The 19,688-nt window shown below is 72.6% G+C and carries 18 protein-coding genes and 2 pseudogenes; 12 read left to right on the top strand and 8 right to left on the bottom strand.

Going from position 1 to position 19,688, the window contains the following annotated elements:
- Positions 1 to 27: 27 nt before the first annotated feature.
- A pseudogene (locus OG844_RS34995) lies at positions 28 to 1,445 on the bottom strand (RNB domain-containing ribonuclease).
- A gap of 177 nt (positions 1,446 to 1,622) precedes the next feature.
- On the opposite strand from OG844_RS34995, the gene yaaA reads away from it, so the two are divergent.
- Both yaaA and eda read left to right on the top strand, forming a co-directional pair.
- On the top strand, positions 1,623 to 2,423 hold the full coding sequence (gene yaaA, locus OG844_RS34990; protein ID WP_406396365.1) for a peroxide stress protein YaaA: 801 nt from the start codon (positions 1,623 to 1,625) through the stop codon (positions 2,421 to 2,423).
- 59 nt (positions 2,424 to 2,482) lie between these two features.
- The gene (gene eda / locus OG844_RS34985) at positions 2,483 to 3,124 is read left to right on the top strand and encodes a bifunctional 4-hydroxy-2-oxoglutarate aldolase/2-dehydro-3-deoxy-phosphogluconate aldolase (protein ID WP_406395813.1); all 642 of its coding nucleotides are present in this window, start codon (positions 2,483 to 2,485) and stop codon (positions 3,122 to 3,124) included.
- Positions 3,125 to 3,154: 30 nt separating this feature from the next.
- Here the strand turns inward: eda and OG844_RS34980 are convergent, their stop codons facing one another.
- From OG844_RS34980 to OG844_RS34960, 5 genes are all read right to left on the bottom strand, one after another.
- Positions 3,155 to 3,940, bottom strand: coding sequence for a sulfite exporter TauE/SafE family protein (locus OG844_RS34980; RefSeq protein ID WP_406395811.1), 786 nt, complete (start codon positions 3,938 to 3,940; stop codon positions 3,155 to 3,157).
- Between the two features lie 9 nt (positions 3,941 to 3,949).
- On the bottom strand, positions 3,950 to 5,194 hold the full coding sequence (locus OG844_RS34975) for a bifunctional RNase H/acid phosphatase (protein WP_406395809.1): 1,245 nt from the start codon (positions 5,192 to 5,194) through the stop codon (positions 3,950 to 3,952).
- Entirely contained in the window at positions 5,194 to 5,937 is a 744-nt protein-coding gene (locus tag OG844_RS34970; RefSeq protein WP_406396364.1) for a zinc ribbon domain-containing protein, read from the bottom strand. The genes OG844_RS34975 and OG844_RS34970 overlap by 1 nt, the downstream gene beginning before the upstream one ends.
- Positions 5,934 to 6,770 carry a Nif3-like dinuclear metal center hexameric protein gene (locus OG844_RS34965; RefSeq protein ID WP_406395807.1) on the bottom strand — a complete coding sequence of 279 codons (837 nt, stop codon included), beginning with the start codon at positions 6,768 to 6,770 and terminating at the stop codon, positions 5,934 to 5,936. The genes OG844_RS34970 and OG844_RS34965 overlap by 4 nt, the downstream gene beginning before the upstream one ends.
- A gap of 90 nt (positions 6,771 to 6,860) precedes the next feature.
- Positions 6,861 to 7,124 carry a hypothetical protein gene (locus tag OG844_RS34960; protein WP_406396412.1) on the bottom strand — a complete coding sequence of 88 codons (264 nt, stop codon included), beginning with the start codon at positions 7,122 to 7,124 and terminating at the stop codon, positions 6,861 to 6,863.
- A 197-nt stretch (positions 7,125 to 7,321) separates the two neighbouring features.
- Here OG844_RS34960 and OG844_RS34955 point away from each other — a divergent pair, with 197 nt between their 5' ends.
- The 10 genes from OG844_RS34955 to OG844_RS34910 all read left to right on the top strand — a co-directional run bounded on the left by OG844_RS34955 (position 7,322) and on the right by OG844_RS34910 (position 18,577).
- Positions 7,322 to 9,157: a hypothetical protein gene (locus OG844_RS34955; protein ID WP_406395806.1), complete on the top strand. Its 1,836-nt coding sequence runs from the start codon at positions 7,322 to 7,324 to the stop codon at positions 9,155 to 9,157.
- 475 nt (positions 9,158 to 9,632) lie between these two features.
- The gene (locus OG844_RS34950) at positions 9,633 to 10,586 is read left to right on the top strand and encodes an ABC transporter ATP-binding protein (RefSeq protein ID WP_406395804.1); all 954 of its coding nucleotides are present in this window, start codon (positions 9,633 to 9,635) and stop codon (positions 10,584 to 10,586) included.
- Positions 10,586 to 11,308 (top strand): ABC transporter permease, encoded by a 723-nt coding sequence (locus OG844_RS34945; RefSeq protein ID WP_406395802.1) that lies wholly within the window; start codon positions 10,586 to 10,588, stop codon positions 11,306 to 11,308. Before OG844_RS34950 ends, OG844_RS34945 begins: the two co-directional genes overlap by 1 nt.
- An 11-nt stretch (positions 11,309 to 11,319) precedes the next feature.
- Positions 11,320 to 12,486: a sensor histidine kinase gene (locus OG844_RS34940; protein WP_406395800.1), complete on the top strand. Its 1,167-nt coding sequence runs from the start codon at positions 11,320 to 11,322 to the stop codon at positions 12,484 to 12,486.
- A 133-nt stretch (positions 12,487 to 12,619) separates the two neighbouring features.
- Entirely contained in the window at positions 12,620 to 13,435 is an 816-nt protein-coding gene (locus OG844_RS34935; protein WP_406395798.1) for a DUF899 family protein, read from the top strand.
- A 157-nt stretch (positions 13,436 to 13,592) separates the two neighbouring features.
- Positions 13,593 to 14,087, top strand: coding sequence for a hypothetical protein (locus tag OG844_RS34930; RefSeq protein ID WP_406395796.1), 495 nt, complete (start codon positions 13,593 to 13,595; stop codon positions 14,085 to 14,087).
- Between the two features lie 226 nt (positions 14,088 to 14,313).
- Positions 14,314 to 15,828 (top strand): MFS transporter, encoded by a 1,515-nt coding sequence (locus tag OG844_RS34925; protein WP_406395794.1) that lies wholly within the window; start codon positions 14,314 to 14,316, stop codon positions 15,826 to 15,828.
- Positions 15,829 to 15,934: 106 nt separating this feature from the next.
- Positions 15,935 to 16,591, top strand: a complete 657-nt coding sequence (locus OG844_RS34920; protein WP_406395792.1) for a class I SAM-dependent methyltransferase — start codon at positions 15,935 to 15,937, stop codon at positions 16,589 to 16,591.
- A gap of 22 nt (positions 16,592 to 16,613) precedes the next feature.
- On the top strand, positions 16,614 to 17,570 hold the full coding sequence (locus tag OG844_RS34915) for an N-acetylmuramoyl-L-alanine amidase (RefSeq protein WP_406395790.1): 957 nt from the start codon (positions 16,614 to 16,616) through the stop codon (positions 17,568 to 17,570).
- 188 nt (positions 17,571 to 17,758) lie between these two features.
- A complete protein-coding gene (locus OG844_RS34910; RefSeq protein WP_406395789.1) occupies positions 17,759 to 18,577 on the top strand; it encodes a hypothetical protein in 819 nt (272 codons plus the stop codon).
- Between the two features lie 75 nt (positions 18,578 to 18,652).
- Here the strand turns inward: OG844_RS34910 and OG844_RS34905 are convergent.
- Together OG844_RS34905 and OG844_RS34900 are read right to left on the bottom strand one after the other, a co-directional pair.
- Positions 18,653 to 18,973, bottom strand: a pseudogene (locus OG844_RS34905) (hypothetical protein); the annotation flags it as partial.
- Between the two features lie 10 nt (positions 18,974 to 18,983).
- The gene (locus OG844_RS34900; RefSeq protein ID WP_406395788.1) at positions 18,984 to 19,568 is read right to left on the bottom strand and encodes a hypothetical protein; all 585 of its coding nucleotides are present in this window, start codon (positions 19,566 to 19,568) and stop codon (positions 18,984 to 18,986) included.
- Positions 19,569 to 19,688: the final 120 nt, after the last annotated feature.

Here is a 19,688-nt window from a genome sequence, read left to right as displayed (position 1 = left end):
ATGACCCACGCGCGGCGGTCGCCGCCCTCATGCGGGCGCGAACAGCACCTTCGACGAGCCAGGGTCCGCCTGTGTGAGCCGGACCCGCAGCCGTTCGCCGAGCGGGAGAGCGGAGCCGCCCTCGATCCGGGCGACGATCGCCGGGTCCTCGATGTGGACGGTCCCGACGGCCGGTTCGTCGTCCTTGACGTCGATCACGTACCCGTCGAAGACCGCGCCCACCTGGTCCTTGAGCAGCGCGGCCTCGACGAGATCCACGCACTCGCGCTCCACCGTGTTGGCCCGGCGGGTCCCCCCCGCCATCTCCTTCGGCAGTGCGGGCAGCGCCCGGAGCACCCACTCGGGCGGCTCTTCGCCGGCAACAGCCGCGAGGCACAGTTCGGCGGCGTACCGGTCGACGAGGCGGCGCAGCGGCGCGGTGCAGTGCGTGTAGAGCTCGGCGACGGCGGCGTGCACGGCGGGGGTGGGGAGGTCGCCGTGCTCGAAGACGGTGTAGCCGGCGCCGCGCAGGAGTGTGGTGCACTCCTGCAGGAACGCGGCGTGGTTGCCCTGGCGGGGGTCGAGCGAGCGGACGACCTCGGCGTACGGGACGTGGTGCGGCCAGTCGATGCGCAGGGCCTGGGCACAGAGCCTCAGGCGGCGACGGCACCGTCGGGGGCGACCGGCAGCGTACGGAGGATGCCGGTGCCCGACTCCGTCATGATCCGGGCGGCCGCCATACCCGTGAGCAGGGAGATCTGGGCGTTCCAGCCGTCGGCGGGCAGGGGCACGCGGTAGTCGAGGTCCAAGGTGCCGTCCCGCTCGACGATCTCCTGTTCGGGCACGTCGAGAGAGATGCCGCCCCGCGCGACCTCCTGCTCCTCGCGCAGCCGTCCGATGTCCCTGAGCAGGGCGAGCGGCTCCTCCGCGGTGCCTGCGTCGATCTGCCGCTGAACACCCGCGTAGTCGAGCTTGGCCCTGCTGCGTACGAGGGCCCGGCGCACCTCGCAGGCGGTCTGGCGTCCCTCGGAGTCGAGGTCGATCCGCCAGAGCGCGGCCGGGCGGGTCTCTCCTGGGAGGAGGCTGGCCGCCCCCTCGGAGAGCGCGGTGGGGTGCAGGGGCACTTTGCCGTCGGGGAAGTAGTGGGTGGTCACCCGGTGATGGGCCTCGGCGTCCAGAGCCGAGTCCGGCCGGACGAACGCGGCGACGTCGGCGATGGCGTAGTGCACCCGGAAGCCGTTCCCGCGCCGTTCCAGGTGCATCGCCTGGTCCAGGTCCGTGGAGGTGGGCGGATCGATCGTGAGGAAGGGCAGGTCCGTGGCGTCCTGGTGGCCCGACAGGTCCGGGGACTCGGCGGCCTCGGCCGCCTCGGCGAGCACGGCGGGCGGGAATCCGGCCGACAGACCGAGCTCGGCACGCAGTCCGCGCAGGGCCGCCCGCAGCGGGGTGTCGGCTGCGCCGGTCATGTGGAGCTGGCGGCGAGGCATGCCACCGAGCGTAGGCCGGGGCGGTGCGGTCGGCATCCCGGTCGGCCCGCGGGCGCCTCGGAGGTCGTGCGCGCCGGGCCCGTACCCTTGCCGAGGGGTTCGGGCGCCGCTACGGGCCTCTGCCAACGCCCTCTGTCACGTACGAAGGAGACACCCGTGCTCGTGCTGTTGCCGCCCTCCGAGGGAAAGGCCGCCTCGGGGCGCGGAGCACCCCTGAAGCCGGAGGCCCTGTCGCTTCCGGGCCTCGCCGGGGCGCGGGCCGTGATCCTCGACGAGCTGGTCGAGCTGTGCATGGCCGACGAGGAGAAGGCACGTGAGGTGCTCGGCCTGAGCGAAGGACTGCGGGGCGAGATCGCGAAGAACGCGGAGCTGCGCACGGCCGGTACCCGGCCGGCCGGGGAGATCTACACCGGAGTGCTGTACGACGCCCTGGACCTGGCCTCCCTGGACCCGGCGGCCCGGCGGCGGGCGGGGAAGTCGCTCGTCGTCTTCTCGGGGCTGTGGGGCGCGGTGCACATCGGCGACCGGATTCCTTCGTACCGCTGCTCGATGGGCGTGAAGCTGCCGGGGCTGGGCGCACTCAACGCCTACTGGCGCGCCCCCATGGCCTCGGTCATGCCGGAGGCGGCCGGGAGCGGGCTCGTGCTGGACCTGCGGTCATCCGCCTACACCGGGGCGTGGAAGCCTGCGGGCGAGGTCGCGGAGCGCACGGCGAGCGTGCGGGTGCTGCAGTCGCAGAGGGTGAACGGGGTGGAGAAGCGGTCGGTGGTCAGCCACTTCAACAAGGCGACCAAGGGCCGGATGGTCCGTGACCTGCTGCTCGCGGGGGCGCGGCCGAAGGGACCTGCGGAGCTGGTGGAGGTGTTGCGGGACCTCGGTCACGTGGTCGAGGCGCAGGCTCCGGAGCGGGCCGGACGGGCCTGGGCGCTCGATGTGGTGGTCACCGAGATCCACTGACGTTGCAGCATGCGCAACGATCGTTGCGTGGAGTGCGGTGGGCGCGGCAGGATGACGTCATGACCTCATCCGCGCCTTCCGCGTCCCCTTCCGTGCTGGACCTCGCCCCCGTCGTCCCCGTCGTCGTTCTCCAGGACGCGGCCGACGCGGTGCCGCTGGCCCGCGCACTCGTCGCGGGCGGGCTCCCGGCGATCGAGGTGACGCTGCGGACGCCCGCCGCGCTCGAGGCGATCCGGGCGATCGCCGCGGAGGTTCCGGACGCCGTGGTGGGTGCGGGCACGGTGATATCCGTGTCGCATGTGACCGGGACGGTCGCCGCCGGGGCGCGCTTCCTGGTCAGTCCCGGCTGGACGGACGCGCTCCTGGACGCGATGAAGGCGTCGGGTGTGCCGTTCCTGCCGGGGGTATCGACGACGTCCGAGGTGGTCGCGCTGCTGGAGCGCGGGGTCACGGAGATGAAGTTCTTCCCGGCCGAGGCGGCCGGGGGCACGGCCTACCTCAAGGCGCTGTCCGCGCCCCTTCCGCAGGCCAGGTTCTGCCCGACGGGCGGGATCTCGCTCGCGTCGGCACCGTCGTACCTGGCCCTGCCGAACGTCGGCTGCATCGGCGGCAGTTGGATGGTGCCCGGCGACGCCGTGGCCTCGAAGGACTGGGCACGGGTGGAGCGACTGGCACGCAAGGCGTCCGCGCTGCGGGGCTGAGGACGGCGGAGTCGAGGGCCTGAGCCGCCCTCAGCGCACGACCTGGACGGCGTACAGCGCACCGATGCCCAGGGCCAGGGAGCCCAGCAGGAGCCGCAGCGCCGTCTCGGGAAGGCTGGGCTGGAGGCGCGCCCCGAGGTAGCCGCCGCAGAGCCCGCCCAATCCGCAGGCCAGGCCGAGTGGCCAGTCCGGTGCGATGTCGCCCGTGGCGGTCAGCGACAGCAGTGCGTAGGTGCCCGCCCCCGCGAGGGAGGTCACGAACGTGCAGGCGAGGGCAGCGGGGGCGACCTTCGCGACGGGTACCCCGCGCCCGACGAGGACCGGACCGAGGAGGGAACCGCCTCCGATCCCGTAGATGCCGCCCGCGACACCGACCGCGACGGCGAGAGCGGTGGTGGCACGCGGCGAGGGCTGCGCGGAGGCGGCGGCGCGGCCTGAGGGGCGCAGGGTCCGGGCGCACAGCCAGGCGCCCAGGGGGAGCAGCAGAACGGCGATGAACAGACGGAAGACGACCGGTCCCGGTACGGCGAAGACCCGGATCACCGCACCGATCACGACACCCGGCACCGCGCCCACGACGAGCAGCCGGGTCAGCGGTCCGCGCAGCCGGCCGCTGTTGCGGTAGCGCAGCAGGGCCCCGGGGCAGGACACCACGTTGTACAGCAGGTTGGTGGGGGTCACCGCGGGGCTCGGCACGCCGAGCACGCTGACCTGGACCGGCAGCAGGAACACCGCGCCGGACACGCCCACGGGCGCCGTCGCCATCGATATCAGCAGGCCCGCAACGAAGCCGAGCAGACCCGTGGACCAGGTCACCGCATCCCGCTACCGCAGGTGCGACGTGTCGTTGAGGAGCCTCAACGAGGCGTTGCCGTCCGCGTAGTAAGCGACCGTCGAGACGGAGGCGGGAAGAAGCTCCATCCGGAACAGGGAGTCCGGCGGGGCTCCCAGTGCCAGTCTGACCAGGGTCTTGATCGGGGTGACATGGGTGACCACGAGCGCCGTACGGCCCGAGTAGCGGGAGATCAGGCGGTCGCGGGCCGCGGAGACCCGGTCGGCCACCTCGGCGAAGCTCTCGCCGCCGCCGGTCGGCGCCGCGTCGGCGGAAGCGAGCCAGGCGGTCAGGTCGGGGCCGTAGCGCTCCCGTACCTCGGCGAAGGTGAGGCCCTCCCACGCACCGAAGTCCGTCTCGCGCAGCCCCTCCTCGACGCGGACCTCCAGGCCGAGCCGGTCGGCGACGGCAGCGGCCGTCTCGCGGCACCGGCGCAGCGGCGAGCTGACGATCTCCTGGACCGTCCCGCGGGCCTCGAAGGCCTCCGCGGCGCAGGCGGCCTGGTGGCGGCCGGTGGCCGAGAGTTCGGGGTCGCTGCCGCCGCTGCCGGAGAACCGCTTCTCGGGGGTGAGGGCCGTCTCTCCGTGCCGGAGCAGGACGAAGGTGGCGGGGGCACCCAGGTCGGGTGAACTCCCCCAGCCCACCTGCGGGGTCACCCCCGCGGCCGGGCGGGCAGCGGCCATCGCGGCGCGTACCTTCGCCGCGCCCGCGACGGCGTCCCCGGGCGGACCCGCCGTGGGCTGATCCGGGGCGACGGGAGTACGCCGCGGGGCGTCCAGGGCGGCCGTCGAGGACGACGGCTCCCACTGCCCGCCCCGCTTGCCGGCGTCCATCGCCTCGTTGGCGAGCCGGTCGGCGTGCTTGTTCTCGGCGCGCGGGATCCACTCGTACGTGACGGAGGAGGCGGGCAGGATGCGTGCGGCCTCCGCCGCGAGCGGCTTCATGTCGGGGTGCTTGATCTTCCAGCGGCCCGACATCTGCTCGACCACCAGCTTGGAGTCCATCCGGACACGCACCTGCACGGCCGCGTCCGGGAACAGGGCCTTCGCCGCCTTCAGACCGGCGATCAGGCCCTTGTACTCGGCGACGTTGTTCGTCGCGACGCCGATGTACTCGGCGGCCTCGGCGAGCGTCTCGCCGGTGACCGGGTCGATGACGGCCGCGCCGTAACCGGCGGGCCCCGGGTTGCCCCGGGAGCCTCCGTCGGCCTCCACGACCAGCTGGTGGGGAGCGGCCATTACAGGCCCGACTCCGAGGTGCGGACCAGGATGCGGTGGCAGTTCTCGCAGCGCAGCACGGTGTCCGGGGACGCCGCCTTCACGTCGTTGACCTCGGTGATGTTCAGCTCGAGGCGGCAGCCCTCGCAGCGGCGCTGGTAGAGCCGGGCCGCACCGACACCGCCCTGCTGGGCGCGCAGCTTGTCGTACAGCTTCAGCAGGTCGGCGGGGATCGCGCCCGCGACGACCTCGCGGTCCTTGGCGACGGTGGCGGACTCGGCGTCGAGCTCGTTGGTCGCGGCGTCCCGGCGGGCGGTCGCGTCGTCGAGCTTGGCCTGGACGGCACCGACGCGCTCGGTCAGCTCGGTGACGCGCTCCTGGGCGGACTCGCGGCGCTCCATGATCTCGAGGACGACGTCCTCCAGGTCACCCTGGCGCTTGGCGAGGGAGGTGAGCTCGCGCTGCAGGCTCTCCAGGTCCTTCGGCGAGGAGACCGCACCGGAGTCGAGCCGCTGCTGGTCGCGGACGGCGCGCTGGCGCACCTGGTCGACGTCCTGCTCCGCCTTGGTCTGCTCGCGGGTGGTGTCGCTCTCCTCGGTCTGCGAGGCGACCAGCAGGTCGCGCAGCTGGGCGAGGTCGCTGTTCAGCGAGTCGATCTCGGCGTGCTCGGGCAGGGACGTGCCCTTGTGGGAGAGCTGCGACAGACGTACGTCGAGGGCCTGGACTTCGAGGAGTCGGATCTGGTCGGCGGGCGCGGCGTTCAGTTGGGGGCTCCAGAAGAGTGGTGGGTGGTCCAGGGGTCGGTGACCTGCTTCGAGACGTGGACCCGCAGGTCCCATCCGTGGCGGTCGGAAATTGCGTCGAGCTGGGCGGCTGCCTGCTCGCACCAGGGCCACTCGGTGGCCCAGTGTGCGGCATCGACCAGGCCGAGCGTCGAGTGCTGGACGGCCTCGGAGGCCGGGTGGTGGCGCAGGTCGGCGGTGAGGAAGGCGTCGACGCCACTGGCGCGTACCGCGTCGAAGAGGCTGTCGCCGGAGCCGCCGCTCACCGCGACCCGGTGCACGAGAGCGTCCGGGTCGCCCGCCAGCCGGATGCCCTGCGCGGTGGCGGGCAGGCGCGCGGCGGCGCGTGCGGCGAGGTCGCGGAGGGTCTCGGGGTGGTCGAGCTCGCAGATCCTGCCGAGGCCGCGCCGGCCCTCGGGATCGGTGGGGTCCGGGACGAGGGGGCCGGTGACGCGGAGGCCGAGGGCGCCCGCGAGGGCGTCGGAGACGCCCGGGTCGGCGCTGTCGGCGTTGGTGTGCGCGACGTGCAGCGCGATGTCGTGCTTGATGAGGCCGTGCACGACCCGGCCCTTGAAGGTGGAGGCGGCGACCGTCGTCGTGCCCCGCAGATAGAGCGGGTGGTGGGTGACGATCAGCTGGGCACCGAGGCTGCGGGCCTCGTCGGCGATCTGCCGCACGGGGTCGACGGCGAACAGCACGCGGTCGATCTCCGCCCCGGGATCGCCGCACACCGTGCCGACCGCATCCCATCCCTCGGCACGCTCGGGGGGCCAGAGGGCGTCCAGCTCGGCGATGACTTCAGACAGACGGGGCACGGAGGAAAGGCTACCTGCCCTCCGTGCCCCGTCGGCCATGGCTGCGGGCACCCGTGCGGGCGAACCGGCGGCCGGTTGTCAATCGTTACTTCACGAGGTCGGCGCGGAGGTCACCGAGGACCGGTCCTCCGAGGTGACGCCGACGCCGAGGTACCAGGTCGCGTCCGGGACGTCCGTGGCGCGGCCGGCCTCGACGGCCCCCTTCCAGGGGAATCCCGGGCGGATGGAGAACACCGTCGGCGCGATCTTGGAGAGTTCGGCGTACGGGTCGGCCGCACGCAGCCGGCCGGCGAGGGAGAGGGCGGCAGCCACTGCCAGGCCGACAGCGGCGGTACCGCGGCGCCGAAGGGACATCACGTGCTCCGGTGACCGTCACACGGGGAATCCTCAGGGATGCCTCACCTTGGTCACGCGTGTCATCAGGGTGCACAGTCGCCCCCTTCCCCTCAGTCGAATCCGAACATCGCCACCCTTATGTGTGAAGTGCGATGGCTCGTGTTGTTCGGCAGGAAGTGCGAAAACTAGCTTCGGTTGCCGGAGGTGACCGAAACATGACTGCCTGTGTCATCGAGAACAAGTCCATGGGGGCCTCGGGGGCTGCCGCGACGGTCGGACCCGTACCGGAGGAAGCCGCTGAGCCGGACGACCCGGCGGAGCCCGAGAAACCCCGCAGACCAGCCGAGACCGGCATGACCGGCGGAACCGGCCCGACAGGCGGGCCCGGACCCGCCGCCGAGTCCTACGGGACCACCGCGTCGAGTACCGGTGGCCCCGCGGTCCGGGACGTGGCGCCCGGAACAGCGGACCGGCCCACCGGGGCGTACACGCCCCCCGGTACGGGCGTGGCAGGTGTGTCCGCCGCCGCGGGTGCGCCGCTCGGGATCGGCATCTCCCTCGGGACGTACGGGCCGCGCGGGACCGGCATGACTCCGGGGACGTACGCCGCGCCCGGGACCGGCATGACTCCGGGGACGTACGCACCTCCCGGGACCGGCACGGCCCCCGGAACGTACGCGACCCTCGGGACCGGTGTGTCCCTGACGCCCGGTGGCACGGACAGCACCCAGAGCGTCAGGCACACCGAGGGCACCCGGAGCGCCGCCACCTCCGGCACGGGCGACGGGCACGGCCCGGCCGGGACGCCCGGAGGCGCCGACGCCGCGGCCAGGAGAGGTGAGCCCGCCACTCCCCCGGCACCACCCCGGGACACCGCACCGGCCGCATCCGGCCACCGTGCCGCTCCGGCCGAACCACGCACCGCGCCGGCCCGTGCGGAAACGTTCGTACGCTGCCTGCCGCCCGTCCTCACCATCGCCGCGGACCACACGTACGCGGCGAGGCTCACCACCGCCGTCGGCACCTCCGATCCCGCCTGGTTCCCGGAACGCTGGACGCTCGACGGACCCGAGCCCTATGCCGTTCCCCTGCCCCTCGGCCAGCCGGAGGAGGCGGACTCCGATGTGCTGCCGCTCTCCGACGGGCGGGTGCTGATCCGGCGGCGGGTGGCGGACCGGCACACGTTCTCGCTGCTCTATCCGACCGGTCCGGGCACCGGCGAACTACCGCTGGGCGCCATCGCATGCGCGGACCTGTCGCTCCTGCCGCCGTCACCGGACGGCATGAGCGCCTACGCCCTGCTCCCCGGCGAACGCAGCACCGGCGTATGGCTGGTGGCGGGCGGTGCCTTCGGTCCCGAGCACGTCGCCGATGTGCCGGGCCACTGTGCGGGCGGGACCTGGCTCGACCGTGAGGGGCGACTGCTCTCGCTGGACCGGCAGATGCCCGGCGGCGGGCCGGTGAAGGCCGTGGCCGTGGATCTGGGGCGGGGCGGCGAGGTGACGCCGCTGCTGCAGATCACGCCGGAGAGCAACGACCGGCTGCTGCTCGCCGATGCCGACAGCGGGCTGCTGCTGCTCCGTTCGGACGCGCCCGGCCATGACCGGCTCGGCTGGGGTGTGCTGGGCAGCTGCCTGCCGGTGCGTTTCCCGGAGTGCCTGCGCCCGGCGGACGTGGCCGTGACGCCGTTCGCCGTCCAGCCGGGCCAGGTGCTGATGCCGGAGAGCTGCGCGGTGGCTCTGCGGATCGACGGAGCCGCGGGCAGCTGGGTGGGCGTCTGGCGTCCGGCGGGACGGCGGCTGCACCATCTCGCGCCACCGGCGGGCTGGTTGACCGGTGCCGGCTTCTGGAGCCGGGAGGGGGTGCTCCACCTGCCGTACGAGCAGACCGGCGCGCCGTGCGCCGTGGCCCTGCTGGACGCCCCGGCCGACGACGTTCACGGAGTGGGCGCGAACGGAACGCAACCATCCGTGGAGGCTGTGCCTCCTGGCGTGTGCAAGCCCGTTCCCCTGGGCCGGGCGCCTCTCACCGGGCGCCCGGTGCCTGGATAAACTCCGACCAGGGCTACGCAGCCGTTCCGCGTGGGTGCCGACGGTGACCACGTCGGCTGGCGGTGGCGGGGCTTGCGACACACACGTAAGCGAGAGCAACGGGGTGACTTCCCACATGTCTGAAGCCCGAACCGACACGACCCGGACGCGTTCGCCGGGGGCGGACGCCGCACGGGCCGAAGCCGGCGGCTCCGGAAAGCACCGAGGGGGTGCGTCGGCGGAGAACACGAGCGTGCAGCCGCACGGCCGTCACCGCCGTCCCTCCGAAGGGGGTGGCGGAGCGGCGGCCTGATCCGCGCCGCACGGGAAGAGGGCCGTCACAGCCTCGCGGCTGCGGCGGCCCTCTGTTCTGCCTCTGTTCTGCCCCACCGCCTTCACCCGGACCGACACCGCGCTCTTCCATGACATGTGTCATCGCGGACTCCGTACACGCGGCCCCTGCCGTCCGCACGCCGTGCTCCGTAGCGTCGTGGTCATGACGCAGACGACGGGGACCACGACGAGCGGACCCGCGGTGGTCTTCGCCGCGGTGGTCAAGACGTTCGGCAGGGCGGAACGCACCGTCCGGGCCGTGGACGGCATCGATCTGGCCGTAGGACGGGGTGAGACCGTCGCCCTGCTGGGCCGTAACGGTGCGGGCAAGTCCACGACCATCGGCCTCCTGCTCGGGCTCGACGACCCCGACTCCGGCACGGTTCAGCTCCTCGGCCGCAGTCCCGACCGGGCGGTGCGGGCCGGACTGGTCGGCGCGATGCTCCAGGACGGGCGCCCGATCCCCCGGGTGACCGTGCGCGAGCTGATCACCTTCGTCGCGTCCACCTATCCGCATCCGATGCCCGTGACCGAGGCGCTCGCCCTTTCGGGAGTCGCTGCATACGCGGACCGGCGCATCGACAAGCTCTCCGGCGGCCAGACCCAGCGCGTCCGTTTCGCCGTCGCGCTGGCCGGCAGTCCGGAACTGATCGTGCTGGACGAACCGACCGCCGCCCTGGACGTGGAGGCGCGCCGGGCGTTCTGGGCCTCGATGCGGTCCTTCGCAGGACGCGGTAACACCGTCCTGTTCTCCACGCACTACTTGGAGGAGGCCGACGAGAACGCCGACCGGATCGTGGTCATCGACCACGGCCGGATCGTCGCGGACGGCAGCGGCGACCTGATCAGGCGTTCCGCGGGCGGCAGCCTGGTCTCCTTCGACCTGGCCGGCCGGACGGCCGCAGGGCTGGAGTCGCTGCCGGGAGTCGTGGGCGTCGAGGTGCGCGGGGACCGGGCGCTGCTGCGTACGGAGGACTCGGACGCGACCGTCGTCGAACTGGCCAGGATCGGGGCCGTACGCGGTCTCCAGGTCACCGGGGCCACGCTTCAGGACGCGTTCCTCGCCCTGACCGCGCCTGCGGACCGCGTCGCCGACCACCACGAGGAGACCGTGTGATGTTCCCGTACATCGTGCTCGAGATCCGGCGGACCCTGCGCGACAGCGTGTTCCTCGCCTTCGGGACCGGCATGCCCGTGATGATGTACCTCCTCTTCACCAACCTAGGCGGGGCCGGCGACTACGGCGACTGGAAGGCCGCGTCGATGGTCGGCATGGCCGCGTACGGGGCGCTCGGGTCGGCCATGGCCATCGGTACGGGCATCGCGTCCGACAAGTCCCTCGGCTGGCTGCAGCAGTTGCGGATCACGCCGCTGGATCCGGGCCGTGCCGTGGCGGGCCGCGCGATCAGTGGCTCGGTGACGGTACTGCCGACCGTCCTGGCTGTTCTGCTCGCGGGTGCGCTGGTCAACGGGGTGCGGCTGGCGGCCTGGCAGTGGGTCGCACTGGTGCTGACGCTGTGGATCGGCGCGCTGCCGTTCACCCTGCTCGGCATCGGCAACGGCTACCGGCTCACACCGCAGGGCACGGGTGTGGTCAACGTGGCCTGTCTGATGGGCTTCGCGATCGTCGGCGGACTGTGGTTCCCGCTCTCCGAGTTCCCCGGATGGGTGCGCACCATCGGTGAGTTCACCCCCGCCCACGGATTCGCGGACCTGGGCTGGGCGACGATTGCCGGCCACGCGCCGGGCGCCGGGTCGGTCACCGTACTCGCCGCTTGGCTGCTGCTGTTCGGCGGATACGCCATGATTTCCTACCGTCGGTCCGCGAGGACCGTGTGAGGGGAGCGACGATGGCGCGCGCAGGAAAGAGGCCCCGGCGCCCCGGGCCGCCCGGTCCCTACGCCCTGGTGCCCTGGCTGCTGATGGGGCTCGGCGCGTTCTCCAACCTGTGGCAGGGCGAGTCACCGAACCCCTGGGTCGGCGGCCTCGGGCTCCTCGCCTTCAACTCCCTCTACATCTCGGTGGTGTTCCGCGGCTTCGACAGCAACAGGCGGGACAGCCCCACCTCGTACGCGCTTCTGGCCGCGATGGCCGTGGTCACCTTCGGTCTGGCGATCGGGTACGGCGGCAGTTGGCTGCTGTTCTTCCCGCTGCTCTCCCTGGCCTGCGGAACGATCCTGCGGGGCAGGCGGCTCGTGCCGGCGCTGGCCTTCCTCGCCGCCGGTGCGGTGGCCGTCGCGGTGTGGCGCGGCGACCACGTCTCGGAGCCGTGGACGATCGGCTACGGCACGTTCCTCTCGGGTGCTGTGACGGCCGCGATCCTCACCCTGTCGGAGACGGTGACGGAACTGCGGGCGACCCGGCAGGAACTGGCCCGCAGCGCGGTGGAGAAGGAACGGTTGCGCTTCTCGCGCGACCTGCACGATCTGCTGGGGCACACGCTGTCGGTCATCGTCATCAAGTCGGAGGCCGCGCGCAGGCTCGCGCCCCGCGACATCGACGCCGCACTCGCTCAGGTCACCGACATCGAGTCCGTCGGCCGTCAGGCGCTCGCCGAGATCCGTGAGGCGGTGACGGGGTACCGCGAGGGAAGCCTCGCCACCGAGCTGGCCCGGGCGAGGTCCGCGCTGACCGCCGCCGGTATCGAGCCGGAGGTACGCCGCTCGGGACCGCCGCTCACCCCGCAGACGGAGGCGCTCCTCGGCTGGGTGGTGCGGGAGGCCGTCACCAACGTCGTACGGCACAGCGGCGCGACCCGCTGCGTGTTCGTGGTCGAGTCCACGTCCGAACGGGTCCGGCTGACCGTGACGGACGACGGCCGCGGCCCGGGCGAGGAGCGGGGCACGGGGCCGGCCGGTGGCACCGGTCTGAAGGGCCTGACCGAACGGCTCGCCGCCGCGGGCGGCTCCCTGGAGTCGGGCCCCGGCGCACAGGGCGGCTTCACCGTGGCCGCGGAGCTGCCCGTGGACACGCCGTCGACTCCTCACGGCGACCCGTGTGCCGCACCGAGCCGGTGAACGAGAGGCCGCAGGCCGCCGCGGGGCACATCGGCCCCGGCGATGAGTTCCGGCCGGCCCGGGAGTCTGTTCCGTCGAGCGTTCGCAGAACGTCCTGCGGCGCTGCCCGGCACAGGACACCACGGAGGACACCATGACCACCACGCCCGGCAACGCGAGCAGCGACCTCCCCGGCAGGCCGCCGGTCGTCGACCTGGCCACCTGGCAGGCGGCGCGCGAGGAACTGCTCGTCCGCGAGAAGGCGCACACCCGTGAGGGCGATGCGATCGCCGCGGCTCGGCGGCGGCTGCCGATGGTCGAGTTCGACGGCACGGTCGAGGTCACCGGCGCCGACGGGCCGGTGCCGTTCCTCGACCTGTTCCAGGGCCGCGACGAGCTCGTGGTCTACCAGCACATGTGGCACGACGGCGCCCCGCACCAGGGCCAGTGCGAGGGCTGCACGACCGCGGCCTGGCACCTGAAGGACGCCGTCTACCTCAACGCCCGGGGCGTCTCGTTCGCGGTCCTGACCTCGGGTCCGTGGGAAGAGGTGGCCTCCTATGTCGAGTTCATGGGGTACACCCAGCCCTGGTACTCGGTGCGGGGCGTGGAGGCTCCGGTCGGCGGAGAGATGGGGTACCTCGCCTGCTTCCTGCGCGACGGCGACCGCACGTTCCTCACCTACTCCACGACGGGCCGCGGCAACGAGCGGGTCAACGGGTCCATGGGCCTGCTCGACATGACGCCCTACGGCCGCGGCGAGGCGTGGGAGGACAGGCCCGCGGGCCGGCCCGTGGTGGGCGATGTCCGCGACGGGTACCCGTCCGTGGCCGGCCGGTCCTGCTGGACCTGGCGCTCGGACGCCGACGGGGTCGCCACCTGGGGACCGACCAGCCGGCCGGTACCGCAGTGGACCCGCCCCGGCGCGACCCCCGTGAAGACCCTCGGCCGGCAGGGCGACCACCACTGACGCGCGTTCGTCGGCGCGTTTCGGAGAGGCGTCGGTCCGGTCCGCCATCGGCGTTCAGCGGCTGTCGGCGGCTGTCGGCGGGGAGCCTTCGGGGCCGTGCTGTAATCCACGCAACGGCGCCGGTGTGAGGGCCGGTCACTTCCTGGGGGAACGGCACATGACTGCGCGGCTCGTACGCACGGCTGGATTGCTCACGGTCATGGTGGCGGTGCCGTTGGCCGGCTGCGGCGGCCACGGTGCCGGGGGTGAGGAGCGGAGAGCCTCTGCGGTCGAGGCCGCCCGCCGCTATCAGCAGGCCCAACTGGATAAAGAATGGAAGGTTGCCTGCGAGGCCGTGACCCAGCGGCTAAGGAGAGGGACGGTCGCCGCGTGCGTCGAGGAGAGGAACATCCCCAGCATCGGCAGCTACCCGGAAGCCCGTGTGACCACAGGTAAGCCGTTCGACATGGAGGCGGACGGCCCCCACGCGGCCGGTGTGGGTGTGCGCGTGACCCTCTACCTGGACCCTGCGACGGGCAACCGGATAGACACGGCACTCCGGCTCGTACCCGGCGAAGACGGTGCGTGGCTCGTCGATCAGGCCGCCAACCTCGACGCGTCCCTGGGTACCGGCCCCGATGCTGCACGTGCCAGGCTGGACGAAGCCCGGTAGTGAACGCTGCGACGGTTCCGGTGCCGAGGTGGACACGGCGGCGCCGGCCCGCTCTCCGGTGACGCCACCGGCCTCCTCCGTTCACCGGAATGCAGCTGCGGAATACAGCGGAGTCACGAAAGCGTTCAGTGTGCACCCACTTGGTGGTCGGTGCTGCCCTCGGGCGCGCTGCCGCACGCTCACCCCCGCCCTTCCCCTGACTTCCCCCTGCCCGGAGGCCCCACGTATGCAACGGACGACAACCGAACAGCACGCCGGGGAGCTTCCCGACCCGCGCAGGGGCCGGTCGGGCGGCGTCGTACCCGTGCTGGCGTTCGCGGGGATCACCGTCGCGGTGATGCAGACCCTGCTCGTCCCCGTCATCAAGGACCTGCCGGCCCTCCTCGACACCGACCCGGCCGACGCGACCTGGGTGATGACGGCCACACTGCTCGCCGGAGCCGTCTCGACGCCGATCATGGGACGGCTCGGTGATCTCTACGGCAAGCGGCGGATGCTGCTCGCCAGTCTCGCCGTGATGGTGATCGGCTCCCTGGTCTGCGCGACCACCGACGACCTCGTGGTCATGATCGTCGGCCGTGCGCTCCAGGGCTTCGCCATGGGCGCCATCCCGCTCGGCATCGGCATCATGCGTGATGTGCTGCCCCGCGAGAAGCTCGGCTCGGCGATGGCACTGATGAGCTCCTCGATCGGGGTGGGCGGCGGGCTCGCCCTGCCCGCCGCGGCGCTGACGGCCCAGCACGCCGACTGGCACACGCTCTTCCTCGGCTCGGCCGTGCTCGGGGTGGCGGCCATGGTCCTCACCGTCCTCGTCGTGCCCGAGCCCTCGCTGCGCGCGGCCGGGCGCTTCGACCTCGTCGGTGCGCTGGGTATCTCGCTCGGCCTGGTCTGTCTGCTGCTCCCCGTCACCAAGGGCGGCGACTGGGGCTGGACCTCGCCCGTCACGCTCGGGCTGATCGCCGCTTCCCTGGTGATCCTGGTGCTGTGGGGGATCTTCGAGCTGCGCAGCCCGGCTCCGCTGGTCGATCTGCGTACCAGCGCCCGCCGCGAGGTGCTGCTCACCAACCTCGCCTCGATCATGGTCGGGGTCGCCTTCTACGCGGTCTCGCTGGTCCTGCCCCAGCTGTTGCAGCTGCCCGCGTCGACCGGCTACGGGCTCGGGCAGTCGATGGTGGTCGCGGGGCTCTGCGTGGCGCCGCTGGGCCTGACGATGATGTTCGTGGCCCCGCTGTACGCCCGGCTCTCCGCCCGCCGCGGCCCGAAGGCCTCTCTGATGCTCGGCCTGCTGATCATCGCGGTCGGCTACGGGGCGGGGCTCGGCCTGATGAGCGCCGCCTGGCAGACCGTGGTGATCGCGGTGGTGATCGGGGCCGGCATCGGGCTCGCGTACTCCTCGCTCCCCGCGCTGATCATCGGGGCCGTCGACGCGTCCGAGACGGGCGCGGCCAACGGCCTGAACACGCTGATGCGGTCGATCGGTACGTCCCTGTCGAGTGCGGTCATCGGCATGGTGCTCGCGAACACCTCGGTACACGTGGGGTCGGTGGAGGTGCCCACCATGGAGGGCTTCCGGACCTCGTTCATGATCGCGACGGGTGCCGTGCTGATCGGGCTGCTGCTGGCCGCGTTCCTGCCGTCGCAGCGGCCCGCGCGCCCGGTCCTGCTGGCGAGCAGTGCGGGCGACGCGCTCGCCGCGGCGGCCGCCGACGGCGTCCCGGCCCCGGCGCCCGTGCGCCCCTGACCTGCCAGGACCCGCGCAGCCGCACGCACGCCCCCGCCGACGGCACCGGCGGGGGCGTGCGGCACGATGGGGCGCCGATCGATGCCGCACCATCTGGAGGAAGCCCGTGACCGCCGAGTCCGCCGTCGCACCCGAGCCGGAGGTCCTCGCCGCCTTCGAGGCCGCCAAGGGCTTCATGCCGCTGCGCGAGGGTCTCGCGCTGTACGCCGCGGCGGCCGGGGCGGCCGCGCTCGGGCTCCCGCTGCTCGAGGTGGGCACGTACTGCGGGCGCTCCACGATCCTGCTCGCCGACGCCGCCCGCGCGGCCGGCGTGACCGTGCTCACGGTCGACCACCACCGGGGCAGCGAGGAGCAGCAGCCCGGCTGGGAGTACCACGACCCGACGGTCGTGGACCCGGAGATCGGCCTGATGGACACGCTCCCGTCCTTCCGCAGGACCCTGTACAGGGCGGGTCTGGAGGAGCACGTGGTGGCGCTCGTCGGGCGGTCGCCTCAGGTCGCGGCCGTCTGGGGCGGCAAGCTCGGCTTCGTCTTCATCGACGGCGGGCACACCGACGAGCACGCGAACGGTGACTACGAGGGCTGGGCCCCTCATGTCGCCGACGGCGGGCTGCTCGTGATCCACGATGTGTTCCCCGACCCGGCGGACGGCGGCCAGGCCCCGTACCGCGTCCACCAACGGGCTCTGTCCTCCGGTGCGTTCACGGAGATCTCGGTGACGGACTCCCTGCGTGTACTGCGGCGTACCGGACCGGGGATCTGAAGCTCACGGATAGCATCGCGACGTGCGCTACGACGACAGCAGTCCCCCCACCCCACGCGTTGCCGCCGCACTGCGCGCGACCGCGCCGCGCAGGCCCGTGCTCGCCGCCGTGGTGCTGGCGTCCGTCTGTCTGACCGCGGCGGGGTGCGGGGGCGACGGTGGTCCCGCTCCCGGGCAGGCACAGCCCCTGTCCGGCGGCAGCGCGGCGTCCGCGTCCTCCTCGCCGACCTCGGCGGCGTCGAAGAGCCCCTCCCCTCCGGCCTCCCCGTCCGCTTCCGTGAAGCCGCCGAAGCCGCTGCCGAAGGGGCCGCTCACGGGCATGACCGTGGTGGTCGACCCGGGGCACAACCCGCGCAACCGCGACCGCACGGGCGAGATCAACCGCCAGGTGGACATCGGTACCGGGCACAAGGAGTGCGACACCACGGGCACAGCCACCAACTCCGGTTACGCGGAAGCCCGGTTCACCCTCGACGTCTCGCGCCGGCTGCGCACGCTGCTGGAGGCCGAGGGCGCGAAGGTCGTCCTCACCCAGGACGACGACCGCCCGTTCGGCCCGTGCGTCGACGAGAGGGCCCGCATCGGCAACGAGGCCCACGCCGATGCCGTCGTCTCGGTCCACGCGGACGGTTCCGCGGTCGGCAACCGTGGTTTCCACGTGATCCTTCCCGCAGCGGTACGCGGCGGCGCCGCGGACACGGCGGAAATCGTGGCCCCCTCACGCGATCTCGGCGAACGGATCGCGGGAAAGTTCGTCCGCATCACCGGAAGCGCGCCCTCCAATTACATCGGCGGCAATACGGGGTTGGACACCCGCAAGGATCTCGGCGGCCTGAATCTGTCGACCGTGCCCAAAGTCTTCGTCGAATGCGGCAATATGCGTGACCCGAAGGACGCCGCTCTGCTCATGAGCGCGGACTGGCGTCAGAAGGCGGCCCTCGGTATCGCCGAGGGCATCAGCAGCTACCTCAAGCGGTAGAACTGCGGTGATAGTGGCGAGACATTGGGGGGATGGTCCGTCCGAGGTCCGGCCAGGCACACAACCCGCCCGGGCAGACGATAGATTCATCCGTACGATGGGGAGCCGCCCCCGAGCTTCGCGCCGTACCCGCCGTTCAGGCGGCATCGACGACCGCCCCGACGAGACGACCGACTAAGGACCTTCACGTGAATATCCGCTCCCTCACTCGAGGCGACGGCGTGGTGATCGGAGCAGCGGTCGTGCTGTTCATCGCCTCTTTCCTCGACCTCTTCGGCGTCGACTGCCCCTCCGGCGTCGACTGCTCCGGCTTCAGCTCGAACGCCTGGGACACGCTCTCGCTCCTGATGGGCATCTACCTGGCCGGCATCATCGGCGCGGCACTGCTGATCGTGAGCCGCGCGATGCCGGGCCGCAAGGTCGTGGGGCTCGACCTCGGTCAGTTCGGCGCCGCCTTCACGGTGTTCGCCCTGTGGACCATGTTCTGGACGATCATCGACGCCAGCAACGCGGGCGCCGGCCTGATCCTCGGACTGCTGGCGACCATCGTGCTGGCCGGCGGCGCGGTGGCCACTCCGTTGGTTCCCGCCCTCAAGGCCCCGCTCCTGGGCGCCCCGCGCCCCGCTCAGGCCGTGCAGGCGCCGTACGGCGCCCAGCCGCAGCCCGGCCAGGGCTACGGCTACCCCGGTGGCCAGCCGCAGCCCTACGGTGCGCAGCCCGGTCAGCCCCAGCCGTACGGTGCGCAGCCGGGCCAGCCCGGTCAGCCGGACCCCCAGCAGGCTCCGCAGGGCGGTGGAGCACCGGCCGGTGACTTCACGCCGTTCTGGTTCGCGGTGCCGGTGGCCCGTCCGCTGTACGGCGAGGACGGCGCCCCGAACCCGATCGCCGAACTCGCGCCCGGTACCTGGTACCTCGCGGTCGAGCAGCGCGGTCCGGGCCTCATCGCCCAGACGCAGGACGGCCGTCGCGGTGTGCTGCAGGACACGACGGGCATCCAGCGGGGCTGAGTTGTCCCGCAGACGGTCAGCGGCCCCCGCCCTTCCGGGCGGGGGCCGCTGTCGTACGGGGATCAGGGTGGCCGCTCAGCCGAACGACGAGCGGTCCGGCCAGAAGTCCAGCAGGTCCCTGTCCTCCAGTACTTCGAGTCCACCTTCGTCCGGCTTCTGCCGCCGGGTGAACGCCGGCATCAGCTCGGTCAGCGGTCCGCACAGGGCCACCGTCGCCTTCCCGTGGGCCCGGCGCCAGGTGAAGTCCTTCTCGCCGCACTCGATCAGCCACTCGGCACCCGGCACGTCTGTGGCGTGCAGGTGCAAGGAGCGCCCCACGCCGCACAGTTCGGCCACCTCGGGGTCGCCCTCCGCCTGGGAGAAGGCGACGATGTGCAGCCACTCGTCCAGAGGCTCTCACCTGCTTTTATCCAACCAGTTGGGAGGCGGACGGCACCTTGTCCTCCACCGCGGCGCCGGCGCTCTGTCCGGCGTCCTTGATGCTGTCGATGACGCTCTCGAACGCGCCGACGTCTCCGGCACCCGCCTCGCCCCTGGCGAGCTTCGCGGCCATCCCCTTGAGCGATTCGATCCCCGCGGTCAGCGGGGCCACGGCCTTCGCCAGGAGCGGGTCGCCCTTCGCGTTGTCCGCCGCCGCCTTGAGCCTGTTGTACGCGAACGCGCCCGCGAGGCTCGCCTTGACCACCGCGAGCGTGCGCCCTTCGGCGCCCTTCTCGAACCTGCCCGCGCGGTAGGGCTTCACGATCCACTGGTACGCGGCTCCGGCCGCCAGTCCCGCGTTGGCCACGAACCGGGCCTTGGCGTACTTCTGGGCCTCGGCCGAGGTCGTGGGGCTCGCCGTCGTGCTGCGGCTCGCCGTCGCGTCGCCGCTCGCCGTCGCGCTGCTGCTCGTGCCGGTGTCGCCGTCGCCGCATGCGGTGCCGCCCACGAGCACGGTGCAGGACAGCAGCAACGCCACGAGCAGCCGGCGGAGCGGGACGGAACGGGGCACGGCGGGCCTCCCTGACCGGGCGTCTCACGGTGAGTGGCGCGGCTCGGCACTCGCCGCCAGGCTCGCCCGTGCGGAGGCGGCCCGCCACTCGGCACACGCCGTACGGGTTTCACCCACCGT

This window comes from Streptomyces sp. NBC_00887, from assembly GCF_045207585.1.
This window is presented reverse-complemented; position numbering and strand designations above follow the sequence as displayed.

Excerpts from the sequence above, each read along its gene's own strand:
- OG844_RS34945 (WP_406395802.1), top strand. The coding sequence starts at position 10,586 with ATGTTCCCGTACATCGTGCTCGAGATCCGGCGGACCCTGCGCGACAGC.
- OG844_RS34955 (WP_406395806.1), top strand. The coding sequence starts at position 7,322 with ATGACTGCCTGTGTCATCGAGAACAAGTCCATGGGGGCCTCGGGGGCT.
- OG844_RS34950 (WP_406395804.1), top strand. The coding sequence starts at position 9,633 with ATGACGCAGACGACGGGGACCACGACGAGCGGACCCGCGGTGGTCTTC.
- OG844_RS34930 (WP_406395796.1), top strand. The coding sequence starts at position 13,593 with ATGACTGCGCGGCTCGTACGCACGGCTGGATTGCTCACGGTCATGGTG.
- OG844_RS34960 (WP_406396412.1), bottom strand. The coding sequence starts at position 7,124 with ATGTCCCTTCGGCGCCGCGGTACCGCCGCTGTCGGCCTGGCAGTGGCT.
- OG844_RS34940 (WP_406395800.1), top strand. The coding sequence starts at position 11,320 with ATGGCGCGCGCAGGAAAGAGGCCCCGGCGCCCCGGGCCGCCCGGTCCC.
- eda (WP_406395813.1), top strand. The coding sequence starts at position 2,483 with ATGACCTCATCCGCGCCTTCCGCGTCCCCTTCCGTGCTGGACCTCGCC.
- OG844_RS34975 (WP_406395809.1), bottom strand. The coding sequence starts at position 5,194 with ATGGCCGCTCCCCACCAGCTGGTCGTGGAGGCCGACGGAGGCTCCCGG.
- OG844_RS34925 (WP_406395794.1), top strand. The coding sequence starts at position 14,314 with ATGCAACGGACGACAACCGAACAGCACGCCGGGGAGCTTCCCGACCCG.
- OG844_RS34935 (WP_406395798.1), top strand. The coding sequence starts at position 12,620 with ATGACCACCACGCCCGGCAACGCGAGCAGCGACCTCCCCGGCAGGCCG.